The 11,093-nt window shown below is 62.8% G+C and carries 8 protein-coding genes and 4 pseudogenes; 6 read left to right on the forward strand and 6 right to left on the reverse strand.

The window, feature by feature from the left end:
• Nucleotides 1–397: 397 nt before the first annotated feature.
• Complete coding sequence (locus AC1Q7H_RS34580; RefSeq protein ID WP_492382237.1) at nt 398–1,261, reverse strand: LysR family transcriptional regulator; 864 nt, start codon at nt 1,259–1,261, stop codon at nt 398–400.
• A 194-nt stretch (nt 1,262–1,455) separates the two neighbouring features.
• Between AC1Q7H_RS34580 and AC1Q7H_RS34585 the strand changes: the two genes are divergently transcribed.
• From AC1Q7H_RS34585 to AC1Q7H_RS34595, 3 genes and pseudogenes are all read left to right on the forward strand, one after another.
• On the forward strand, nt 1,456–2,376 hold the full coding sequence (locus AC1Q7H_RS34585) for a DMT family transporter (RefSeq protein ID WP_211983105.1): 921 nt from the start codon (nt 1,456–1,458) through the stop codon (nt 2,374–2,376).
• 420 nt (nt 2,377–2,796) lie between these two features.
• Nucleotides 2,797–3,762: a Bug family tripartite tricarboxylate transporter substrate binding protein gene (locus AC1Q7H_RS34590; RefSeq protein ID WP_013958763.1), complete on the forward strand. Its 966-nt coding sequence runs from the start codon at nt 2,797–2,799 to the stop codon at nt 3,760–3,762.
• A 196-nt stretch (nt 3,763–3,958) separates the two neighbouring features.
• Nucleotides 3,959–4,195 (forward strand): annotated as a pseudogene (locus tag AC1Q7H_RS34595) (transposase); the annotation flags it as partial.
• Between the two features lie 187 nt (nt 4,196–4,382).
• Here the strand turns inward: AC1Q7H_RS34595 and AC1Q7H_RS34600 are convergent.
• The 5 genes and pseudogenes from AC1Q7H_RS34600 to AC1Q7H_RS34620 all read right to left on the reverse strand — a co-directional run.
• Nucleotides 4,383–4,664, reverse strand: a pseudogene (locus AC1Q7H_RS34600) (short-chain dehydrogenase/reductase); the annotation flags it as partial.
• A gap of 106 nt (nt 4,665–4,770) precedes the next feature.
• Nucleotides 4,771–5,064: pseudogene (locus AC1Q7H_RS34605) on the reverse strand (IS4/Tn5 family transposase DNA-binding protein); the annotation flags it as partial.
• Between the two features lie 119 nt (nt 5,065–5,183).
• Nucleotides 5,184–5,467: pseudogene (locus AC1Q7H_RS34610) on the reverse strand (tyrosine-type recombinase/integrase); the annotation flags it as partial.
• Between the two features lie 22 nt (nt 5,468–5,489).
• On the reverse strand, nt 5,490–5,894 hold the full coding sequence (locus AC1Q7H_RS34615) for a cupin domain-containing protein (RefSeq protein ID WP_492382238.1): 405 nt from the start codon (nt 5,892–5,894) through the stop codon (nt 5,490–5,492).
• A gap of 4 nt (nt 5,895–5,898) precedes the next feature.
• A complete protein-coding gene (locus AC1Q7H_RS34620; protein WP_492382239.1) occupies nt 5,899–6,651 on the reverse strand; it encodes an SDR family oxidoreductase in 753 nt (250 codons plus the stop codon).
• Nucleotides 6,652–6,837: 186 nt separating this feature from the next.
• Here AC1Q7H_RS34620 and pdxR point away from each other — a divergent pair, with 186 nt between their 5' ends.
• The 3 genes from pdxR to AC1Q7H_RS34635 all read left to right on the forward strand — a co-directional run bounded on the left by pdxR (nt 6,838) and on the right by AC1Q7H_RS34635 (nt 10,739).
• Nucleotides 6,838–8,355, forward strand: coding sequence for a MocR-like pyridoxine biosynthesis transcription factor PdxR (gene pdxR, locus AC1Q7H_RS34625; RefSeq protein WP_492382240.1), 1,518 nt, complete (start codon nt 6,838–6,840; stop codon nt 8,353–8,355).
• 470 nt (nt 8,356–8,825) lie between these two features.
• Nucleotides 8,826–9,278 (forward strand): hypothetical protein, encoded by a 453-nt coding sequence (locus AC1Q7H_RS34630; RefSeq protein ID WP_492379100.1) that lies wholly within the window; start codon nt 8,826–8,828, stop codon nt 9,276–9,278.
• 393 nt (nt 9,279–9,671) lie between these two features.
• The gene (locus tag AC1Q7H_RS34635) at nt 9,672–10,739 is read left to right on the forward strand and encodes a porin (protein WP_492382241.1); all 1,068 of its coding nucleotides are present in this window, start codon (nt 9,672–9,674) and stop codon (nt 10,737–10,739) included.
• Nucleotides 10,740–11,093: the final 354 nt, after the last annotated feature.

Raw genomic sequence — 11,093 nt, forward strand, 5'->3', positions numbered from 1 at the left:
GGATGATGGTGAGGGTGGGTCTGCATGCCCATCCGACTCGCTGCTGGGACCTATTGCATTGCGGTGCGCGAAGTCAGCTACTGGCTGCGGAGGCCCATGGCCAGTCATGTGGGTGATCACGAGTTCGAGAACTCCTCCGGGGGGACTGGCGAGTGGCAGTTCGTCGATCGTGTGCGAATGCAAAATCAGGATCCTGCGGGCCTGGGCGGATTCGTGGCGACGGGAAGCCCAGCGAAGTCGCATGCGTCGCTTACGAAAGCGCGCGCGGGGGCGCTCCTATCTAACGACATCACGCGCAATGCCAAGGAAGTCTCCACTGGGAACGCAGACACGCCGATAGCCGGGCTGTCCACGCCCTCTTGGGCGCCATGTTGATTGAACATCTTGGCGGCCGTCGCTACGCCAGGCTGGCGTTCTCCGTGAAGCATGATCCCAGGAACTGCATGACAGCCTGGATCCGCGGCGCACGTCGGATGTCAGCGTGCACGGCGAGCCAGATCTCGCGTTCGAAGCGCTTGCCCTTGCTCCTCACGCGCCGGAGACCATCGTCCCGGTCGCCCAGGAAGTACGGCAGCGCGGCGATGCCGACACCCGCGCGTGCCGCCGCGGCCTGGATTTCCAGTTCGTTGCTGACCATCACGATCGGCCGGGTTCCCGCCTGCTGCTTCAGCCAATTCTGCTGGGGCGAGCCCTCCATGCTGTCGTCGTAGGCGATAAAGCCATAGTCGGATGGCGTGGTGGCACTCAGGTAGCTGGCGGAGCTATAGAGTGAAAACACGACGACACCAAGCTTGCGCACCACCAGATCGCCTTCGCTGGGTCGAGTCAGCCGTACGGCCAGATCGGCCTCGCGCCGCGACAGCGAGGCCATGTGCGTGGTCCCCGTCAGGCAGATGCGCAGAGCCGGATGCTGTTCACGCAAGCGGCCTAGCTGGGGCGCGATCACCGCCGCGGCCATCGAAGGCGGCGCACTGATCGTGACATCGCCGCTGACGCCGGTCTGCCCGGCCGCCGCCGTACGCTCCACCGCGAACGATTCCTGCTCCATGCGGGCGCCCAGCGCGGCTACGCGTTCGCCTTCGCCGGTCAGCAGATAGGCACGCGGACGCCGGTCAACCAGCTTGAGGCAAAGCGCTGCCTCCAGCGCCGAGATGCGCCGGGCCACCGTGGCGTGGTCCACCTTAAGCCGCCGCGCCGCGCCGGACAGTGAGCCTTCCTGCGCAAAGACGCTGAAATGGCGAAGATCCTCCCAGTCGAACATGGTTAATTTTTCACAGATGATGTGAATAAATAGGGAATTCTACACAAGTTAGAAAACTCGCAAAATGGCACCCATGCCGTCGCGGGGCGGGAATTGCCAAGCGGTTCCTCCGCCTTGCCGCCGGCCATCGTCCACCATGCTTGCCCAGACCGGCCCGAGGCCTGCATGGCGCACGCAAAGACAAGGAGTCAGCCATGCGCAAGCCAGACAGCCTCGCCTACGTCGGCATCATTGTTTCGACCTTCTTCTGGGGTACCAACTTCAACGCCGGCGCATTGATCATCCGGCATATGACGCCAATCAGCGCATCGATCGAGCGCTTCCTGATCTCGACGACCCTGCTGTTGTTGATCTTCGGGCTGCAAGGCAAGCTTCGGCTCAGCGTGCTGCGCGAAAACTTGTGGGCATACGTGGGCCTCGGGCTGCTTGGCTTTACCGCCTTCAATCTCGCCACCTTCTTTGGCCTGCAAACGACCACGCCGATCAATGGAGCGCTGATTCTCGCCACTACGCCGCTGTGGACCATGCTTCTTGCCGTGGTCTTCGAGCGCGAGCGCATCGATACCGGGCGCGCCATCGGCTTGTTCTTCGGGCTACTCGGCGTGGGGTTGGTCATCACGCGCGGCGACGTACAGATGCTGCTCGCGCTCAAGGTGGCGCGGGGCGATGCGATCATCCTCGCCGGCAGTCTCGCGTGGGCCGCCAACATGGTGGGCACCCGGCGCTTCGTCAAGCAGGCCACGCCACTGGAAAACACCACGTTCTCGATGCTGTTCGGCACCATCGGCCTGATCGTCCTCGGCTTCATGTTCGAGCGTCCGCTGGCGAGCATTGCCGCAACACCCGGCAACATCCATGCCGCCGTGCTGTACCTCGCCGTTGGTGGATCGTTGCTGGCCTACCTGCTGTGGTTCCGCGGCATCCACCAGATCGGCGCGGCACGGACCTCGATCTTCTTCAATCTCGCCCCGGTCTTCACGATGCTGGTCTCGACCGTGCTGGGTGTACCTCCCAACGCATGGCAACTGGTCGGAGCGGTGGCGGTCATCCTGGGTGTGGTCTTCGCCTCGGGACTCGTGGGCATTCCGACCAGAGCCAGGGCCGCTCAAACGTGAGGCGGGAAGGCACGGAAGCACTCTTGGTCTCATCGCTCCCGGCACCAGAAGGCAGTTCAAAGCCAATTTCGATGCCGCGAAGAGTTGCTCTGGTGGCGCGGTATGGGGATAGGACGCGGCCGAGCGCGCCAAGCCGGCTCAATGCAACTTCATGCCGCCTGCTGCGGGCATGACCTACGTCTGGGCCGGCGAAGGCTAGCTGTACTGGCCCTCGTGCCCGATGTGTTCAATCGCGAATTCAGTAGCGCAGTTTCCGGCCGATGGCATCTGACGTACAAGCTAGCCATCTGAATTCGCGATGGTGGAATCGCGAAATGCTGTTTTGCGACAGCCTGCCAGTCAGTCACCATCAAAGAAGGCGTTCAGGTATGCCGTATGACGGTACAACCGGTGACCATTTCCATGAAAGGAGACAAAAAAATGGCAGTCAGACAACTCTTGCAAACCTTCCTTGCGTTCAGTGTGGCAACGGCAGCGGTTGCGCAGGAATCATATCCGTCTAAGCCGGTGACCGTGGTGGTTCCCCAGGCGCCAGGCGGAGCCAACGATGCCATCGCCCGCATCGTCACCCAAAAGCTGTCCGGACAATTCGGGCGGCAGTTCGTCGTCGAGAACCGGCCGGGCGCCGGCGGCAACATCGGCACGGCCTACGTGGGTAAGTCGGCCGCCGATGGCTACACGCTGTTGTTCACCGTTAGTAGCGCCCATGTCATCAATCCTGCTCTCTACAAACGCACGGGCTTTGACCCCGTACGAGATTTCGCGCCGGTGGGCAGCGTTGCGACCGCGGGGTACGTACTCGTCGCCAATCCTTCGTTCGGGCCGAACAATGTCAAGGAACTGGTTGACGCGGCGCGCGCGAAGCCGGACACGATCATGTATGCGTCGGCAGGCAACGGCACCCTCAATCATCTGATCGGTGAAATGCTACAGCACAGCGCCGGCATCCGGCTCGTCCACATTCCTTACAAAGGCGCCTCCGCTGCCGTGGCGGATGTCGTGGGCGGTCAGGTGCCCTTGTCGGTGCAGAGCCTTCCATCCGCACTTTCCTTCATTCGAGCAGGCAAACTGAAGGTGCTTGCGGTGACCAACGAGAAGCGCCTGGCCTCCATGCCGGAGGTGCCGACTGTGGGAGAGACGCTCCGCGGCTTTGGCGCCACGCCTTGGTATGGACTCTTCGCGCCCGCTGGAACGCCACCCGCCGTGGTGTCCCGCCTGCAGGCCGCATTGAGTAAGGTACTTGACAGTCCAGATGTGCGCGACACCCTTGCACGCCAGGGATGTCAACCGTTTCCGTCCGGCGCCCCGCAGTTCGAGGCGCTAATTCGTGACGAGTTGCCGCGCTGGTCGGCAATCGTCAAGGCGGCCGGCGCCACCGTCGACTAGTCCGGGCGCGGGCTGGCGGAGCTTGCCGCCGTACGGGCCGATGGGCACACGTGGTCGACGAGCAGCCGTGCCACTACCGGCAGGCTGTCGTAGGACCGAAAGAACAGCTTGAGCTTGCGCCACGCCCAAGACTCCTGAGTCCGACCGGCCGGATCCTGAGCAGACCCACTCGGCAACCTTCGAGGCCAAGTTGGCCATGGCCGCGCTCAAGGGCGACAAGACTCTGGCGGAGCTGGCCTGCAGTATGACGTGCACCCGAGCCAGATCACGGAGTGGAAGCAGCAGTTGGCGGCGCATGCCGCGGCCGTGTTCGGCGGGCGGCAAAATCAAGACTGCGGTCGAGTCGCCGGTGGACCTGAAGGCGCTACATGCAAAGATAGGCCAGCCGACGCTGGAGAATGATTTCGTTACGGTCGCCGCGCACAACACGGGGAGCCACGGCACGTCCGGCAATGACTCTCAGTGCATTGTTGGCGAAATTCGCCGGAAGTGACATATGCGGATGCCCGACTTGGTGCAATGCCTGACGCAGGATAGGCTGCAAGTGGTGAGGCCGGCGCTTGGCCGGCCCGGCTTGCCTGCAACTGCACCAAACCGTGCGCTGGTGCATTGCAGCAAGATCAGTGGCGCACGTCGTCGTGGTCGGTCGACACCGCCAGCGCCTGCCACGCGGCCAGTTCGCTTTCTACCTGGCGGTTCTTCTCGGTGATGCGGTAGACCGTGTCCGAGCCCAGCGGCAGGCGCACCGGCGGGGTTTCGCTGTCGGCCAGGGTCAGCAGGGCCGTAGCCAGCTTGGCAGGATCGCCGGGCTGCTGGTGGTTGGCCGAAGCCATGTGCTCGCGCATTGCCCCGACCGGATCGGCGTACGCCGCGATCTCGGTGCGGACGCGCACCAGCGAGCTCGGTCGTATCGGCGATGCACAACACCACCGGGAATTGGCCTGCCCTGACCGCAGTGCGCTCCCAATGAGGCTGCATCACGTCTGTCCACTCGATCTCTTCGTAACCCAGAAATCTATACGCCGCAATGGTCTCCGACCATCCATCGCATGCGCCTGGTATGCTGGCCGTCGGCTTGGCCGCAAACCGCTTGAGCAATTCCTTCGCCCGCCGGTCCCGCCTCGGATCGCCAAGATCCTGCCCCTCGAATTGGCGCGATCCAGTCGGTGCAAGTGCGACGCAGGTAGGGGGTAGCGCCTGCCTGCCAGCGAGTGTTGCGCCGTGGAAGGGGTCATTTTGGGAAGGCACTTCGCTGAGATGGAGCGTCCGACTGAACTGGAGGGACCTTGGAAAATGCTGCACTTGGCGGTCTGCCAGCGCGCAAGCCGATTCCCTCTAACCCGTCGATCTGGGGCGGTTGTCACTGTGGAGTGAGGCGGCGTTCATTAGCTGAAGCCCGTGAATAAGCCGCGGGTCGCGCCTTACGTCTTGCTGGCCCAGCGGATCCGATGCCGCTCCGGCTTCGTGCCGAGCATCCTCCTCGCTGCGCGGGTACACGCTCGTCGAAATCGACGAATGCCCAAAATTATCCCTGACATAGCGCAAATCCACCTGCCGGTCGGTCATGTGCGAGCCGGCGGTGTGGCGCAGCCAGTGGGCCGAGGCACCGGCCAGGACATCGGCCTGCGCCGCCCACTCGGGCCCGCGCGCGCAGGCGTGCGGCCGCCAGGCCGAACACTTCCTTCAGGATCAGATGCAGCGCGCCGAGCAGCGGTGGGCCAGCTGTCTCACTTCACGGGAGTCGGAATTGGTGCTCCCTTATTCTTGATCAGGAACACAACAAACCTGGCCGGCTGTGTGGAACTGGCATTGCGCCCGACGGTATGGATGTCATTGGTGCCTTCGTGGAAGGTATCCCCGGCCTTGAGTGTCACCTCTTTGCCACCCTTGACCGCCATGACAATGCTCCCCTCGAGCACATAGACAAAGGCGTGTGCATCATGTCGATGCACAGGGTCGACCGAGCCGGGCGGATATTCCACGATGATCATCTGAACTTCCTTGCCCGGATACTCAGGCAACGGTTCCGTCCGCAGCGGCGTGACTTTCGCTTCCGGTGCGGCCACCGCAGGCTGCGCCGCCATCAGGCACGACAGCATCAGCGCCGCCACAAATGACACGATTGCTTTCATGGCATTACTCCACATTGGCTTGCGAGAGCCACTGGCCGAGGCTGATGCGACCGATCCGCGCGTCGCCGAGCGGTACGAGCGACAGTTCTTCGACGTGGCCGCCATAGTACAGGGCGTCGCGGTCCGTCACGACCGAGCGGGCGTCGCCTGTCGACTTCAGATAGCGCGCAACGATCTCCGCGAACGGGGCGCGGTCCGGGCCGGCAATCTCGATGGTGCCGTTCCGCGGTGCTTCCAGTGCGACTTGCGCAAGGAATGCCGCGACGTCTTGCGAAGCGATCGGCTGAAACAGCCCATCGCCCATGCGCACGGTGGTGCCGTCCGTGCCAAAGTCCGCGATACCGCCGAGAAACTCCATAAACTGGGTGGCGCGCACGATCGTGTACGGCACGCCGGCAGCTTCTATCGCCTCTTCCTGGGCGACCTTGGCCGTGAAATATGCATTCCCCGGCATGCGGTCGGTGCCGACGATTGATAGCGCGACATGATGGCGCACGCCCGCGGCCACTTCGGCCTTTCCGAGATTGCGCGCGGAGGTGCGGAAGAAATCGAGTACCGCCTGTGGCTCCCAGGATGGTGCGTTCGCCACATCCACAACGACGTCTGCGTCCTTGAGCGCCAGATCCAATCCTTCGCCCGTCACGCTGTTCACGCCGGTACGCGGAGACGCCGCGACCGCCGCATGGCCAGCATTGGTGAGCAGCGCGACAAGTTGGGAGCCGATCAGGCCGGAACCACCGATTACAACGATCTTCATGGCAGATTCTCCAGATGAGAGTAGTGAAATGCGCGGTGCGGCTGGTCGGGCGGCATCGCATGTAGGTGCCTGTCCCTGTCGCATCGTGTGAGACCATTGTGAAACAATCATGCCCCAGGGATAAGGGCCAAGAATTGTCGAAATGACTAGGCCAAGTCCTTTCTGCCGACATTGCCCGAACTCATCATGACCGCACTGACTTCCCCATTGGCCATCGAAATCGATCGCCAGAACCGCTTGCCGATCTATCTGCAGATTTGCGAGCGGTTCAGGACAGCGATCGCGGCCGGGCACCTGCGTCCCGGCGATCGGGTGCCCGCGCTTCGGGGGCTCGCCACGCAATTGAATACGGCCCGGGGTACGGTCGAAATGGCCTATACCATCCTTGTCGATGAGGGCTACCTGCAGATGCGCGGTGCGGCCGGGACGTTCGTATCCGCCTCGCTACCGGCGGCGGTGACGCGTTCTGCAAGTGGACAGGATCGGGAGCACATGCGTGCGAGGGAGGGGGGCGCGTCCGCGGTGTCTGATGCATCGCGCAGTCGGCAGCCGGCGCCGCGTCAGCTGGCAATCGCGGTGGCGATGAGCGGGGAGCCGAAGGCGTTGCAACCCGGGCTGCCGGCACTGGACGCGTTCCCGCGCAAGCTTTGGAACCGGCTCGTTTCGCGTTGCGCGCGCAGCGGTCAACGCGCGATGCTCGCCTACCCGGACCCGGTTGGTTATCGGGCGCTGCGCGAACACATTGCCACCTATCTTGGCTTGTCGCGGGGCGTCGCGTGCCTGCCGGAACAGGTATTCATTACCGCTGGCTACCGCGCGACGCTGGAACTCTTGTTGCGCAGTCTCGCGAGCCCCAGCGACCGCATGTGGTTCGAAGACCCCGGCTATCTGCTCGCGCGCAGCTTTCTGGCCGAAGCCGGTGTTCAACTGGTACCGGTGCCAATCGATAGCGAAGGCATCGATGTCGAGCGCGGCATCGCGCTGGACCGGCAGGCGCGTTTTGCACTGGTTACCCCATCGCATCAGGCCCCGCTCGGGCACACGTTGTCGCTCGCCCGGCGCATGGCGCTGCTGGATTGGGCGTCGAAAGGGTCTCGCTGGATCATCGAAGACGACTACGACAGCGAATTTCGATATGTGGGCCGGCCACTGCCGGCTTTGAAAAGCCTCGACAAGCACGATCGCGTGATTTATTGCGGCACGTTCAGCAAGGTGATGTTTCCCGGGCTGCGGCTGGCGTATGCCGTGGTGCCGGAGCGCGCTGTCGAACGCGTCGGGCGCGTGGCGTGCAGCATGAATGCCGGCTCTCCGATGCTATTGCAGGCGGCCGTGGCGGACTTCATCGAACAGGGGCATTTTGCGCGGCACGTGAAGCGGATGCGTGCGTTGTACGGACAGCGACGCATGCTGATTGCGCATGCGCTGGACCAGGCGTTCGGGGAGCGCATGATTGTCGCCTTGCCGCACGGCGGAATCCAGTTCGCGGTCCAGTTTGCCGAAGGCCCCGATGGTCCCGTCGACGACGTGGCCTTTGCCTCGCGCGCACGCGACGCGGGGCTCGCGGTGCTGCCGCTGTCGATCTGGTACGCGCACGCACGCACGCGGCGCACCCCACGCGGCCTGGTATTGGGCTTCGCGAACGTCACCGATGCGAGGGAAGCGTCTCGTCTCGCGCGAACGTTGCACGGATGCCTCGACGGCTAGGCCAGCGCCGAGCTGAAGAAGCGCACCGACACCGCGCTGCCGGGCGTCGGCGCGAACTGCGCGTCGCTGAGCACGCTCGCCATCCCGTCTGCATTCCCCAGTTGCACGAGCGCTGGGCGCCAGTGCGGGTACCCGTCTGAATTCGGACCGCGCCAGCGTATTGCCCCACAGGAGCCACGCAGATGCCCTTCGGGAGGCGTATCTCCACCGCGCCGCTGGCCCGGGAGGGCATCTCGGCGTTTAATTTGGCTTGCGGACGCTTAAAGATCCCGCTATTTCTTGATTATCGTTTAAACGACACTTTGTTGTTGACATTGAACGCTTTGGGGATGCATGCCTGGGCCCGGAAGCGCATGCCTTGGCTTGGGCAAGCGGCGGCGCAGGCGGCCAACGTTGCAGGGGTGCGTAAGGGCGCGCCGCGATCGGGTCGGCTATCGATCTCAGTTGCCTCGCACGATTGACGTAGCCTCATGGCAGCCAGTGACGCCATACATTTTGACGTCATGGCTTCGAGGCGTCCCTTGCGGGAGGAGACCGGTGATCACTCGCCGCGCAACTGGGTGCACGATCCGGCGAAACCCCTTACCTTGAAACTTGCGCGGGCAGTCTTTGGAGAACCGAATGCGCCTTGGAGTCGGGCGCATGCCGCAAGGATGCTCAATCTTTCACTGCAAGACCTCGGTGCGTGGATGCTCAGAGAGGGGGCAGCACTGACAAGCCTGGTTTGCGAGCAGCGTCTGATGCGAGCATTGATCGAGGTCTCGCAAGGCAAGGGCCAACATGGCAGGTATGGCTTTGTATCGCGCGAGCGCCGTGATACCGCCTTCTTTGAACGCTTCGGTGTATGCGTAAAACAGGCTGCCGTGATCGGCCGAGTCGGTACGGTGACTTGGTCCGGTGACTTGGTCCTGGAACCCGGTTGACGCGGGTCGGTGGCAGGGCCGTCGGTCTTCATCGACGGTCAGGCGCAATCGTGCCCCGGCATGCCCCACGGTCTCGTCGGTCATGCAACTGCCAAGCGTTCATAACCGGGAAATCGGGGGACAGGATTGGGGCAGACCGACACAAATTCGTCAAAAATCTGTCACTCACGTCAGAGAGATATCGGCGCGCCCCGGCGATGGAGTTTAGCTGCCGGACGTGCACATATTGTTCTTCCTTTTGAAATGATTGTGCGAATCTCTGCATAATTGTTGACTCATTACTGTCACATTCCTGTCGCACTATCTGGCGGCCGCGTCGGTGGGTGGTTTTCGGCTCGCATGCAAGCCGTGACGCCACCGGCTGGACCCTCCGCCAAATACCTGGAATTGACAGTGAAAAAAGCTCTCTTCGCAGTGGCAGCCGCAGCGTGCGCCATGTCCGGCTCTGCCTTTGCCCAATCGTCGTCCAATGTGACGCTCTATGGCATCGCTGATGCCGGTATCAGTTTCCAAAACCACGTCAATGGTGGCGCCAACGGTAGTGGTTCGGTCGTTGGCGTAACTTCCGGCGGCCTCTCAGGTTCGCGCTGGGGGCTGCGCGGGGTCGAGGACCTCGGCAGCAACCTGAAGGGCATCTTCGTGCTGGAAAGCGGCTTCGATATCGATAGCGGTAAATCCGCGCAGGGTGGCCGGCTGTTCGGTCGCCAGGCCTATGTTGGCCTGCAAGGTAATTTCGGTGCCGTCACGCTCGGCAGACAGCAGAATTCGCTGTATGACCTGTTCGGAGCCTACGACCCCATGGCGGCGGGCCCAATGTACTCGCTGAATTCGGTCGACAATCAATTTAACGGTCGCGCCGACAACGCCATCAAGTACACCGGCAAGTTCGGCGGCTTGACGGCAACCGGCTTCTACAGCTTCGGCCGTGACGTCAACGCTGGTCTCGGCGGCGAAATGCCGGGCCACTTCAAGGTCGGCACCAACTTTGGCGGTGGTTTGGCCTACGCGAACGGGCCATTCTCGGTGGGCGTCGCGTACGACCAGTTCCAGGGCAGCAGCCTGGCTTCCGCGGACCTCGCCGCGAAGCGTGCTGCGATTGGTACGTCGTATGCTTTTGGAGCGGCCAAGGTGTTTGGCGGCTACCGCTGGATGCGTGACGAAGTCACGACTGGTACGGCCCGTCACGACAACCTGTACTGGCTCGGCGCCAACTACAAGTTCACTCCCGCTTTCACGTTGACTGGTGCGGCTTACTACACCGACGCCCGCACCGACAGCAAGGACTCGTGGATGTTCGTGCTGAACGCCGACTACGCCTTGTCCAAGCGCACTGACGCGTATCTGTCGCTCGGCTACGTGAACAACAAAGGCAATGCGACTTTCGGTGTGACCGGTACGCCCAATACGATGTCAGGCCAAAATCAGACCGGCGCAATGCTCGGCATGCGCCATCGCTTCTAATTTCCTGCAGGCAGGACGAGGCGCGCTTCCGGGCGTGCCGGCGACAACTTCATATCGGCCTTCTCTCACTGTTAAGGTCGTTTGGCCGGCAGAAATGCCGGCCATTTTTTAATCCGAAGTTTGACTCGGATACCAAGCTAACCTGTTGAAGCGCCGAGAGCTTTTCAAGCGGCAGGGGGTTGGCTACTGGGAACAGCCGGGGTCGATGCCGAGCAGCGCAAAGGCTTTGCGCTGCAACGGCGTGGGGCGGGTCGTGATGACGATCTTGGTCTGTGGATTGACCAGGTGCGCGGCAAGCCTCGGCCTTTAGGCCGGAGAAGGATAGCGCGGACGCCGTCGGCGTCCTTTCGGCGG

The sequence above is a fragment of the Cupriavidus sp. GW823-FHT06D04 genome (genome assembly GCF_058795055.1).

Excerpts from the sequence above, each read along its gene's own strand:
- AC1Q7H_RS34580 (WP_492382237.1), bottom strand. The coding sequence starts at position 1,261 with ATGTTCGACTGGGAGGATCTTCGCCATTTCAGCGTCTTTGCGCAGGAA.
- AC1Q7H_RS34585 (WP_211983105.1), top strand. The coding sequence starts at position 1,456 with ATGCGCAAGCCAGACAGCCTCGCCTACGTCGGCATCATTGTTTCGACC.
- AC1Q7H_RS34590 (WP_013958763.1), top strand. The coding sequence starts at position 2,797 with ATGGCAGTCAGACAACTCTTGCAAACCTTCCTTGCGTTCAGTGTGGCA.
- AC1Q7H_RS34615 (WP_492382238.1), bottom strand. The coding sequence starts at position 5,894 with ATGAAAGCAATCGTGTCATTTGTGGCGGCGCTGATGCTGTCGTGCCTG.
- AC1Q7H_RS34620 (WP_492382239.1), bottom strand. The coding sequence starts at position 6,651 with ATGAAGATCGTTGTAATCGGTGGTTCCGGCCTGATCGGCTCCCAACTT.
- pdxR (WP_492382240.1), top strand. The coding sequence starts at position 6,838 with ATGACCGCACTGACTTCCCCATTGGCCATCGAAATCGATCGCCAGAAC.
- AC1Q7H_RS34630 (WP_492379100.1), top strand. The coding sequence starts at position 8,826 with ATGGCAGCCAGTGACGCCATACATTTTGACGTCATGGCTTCGAGGCGT.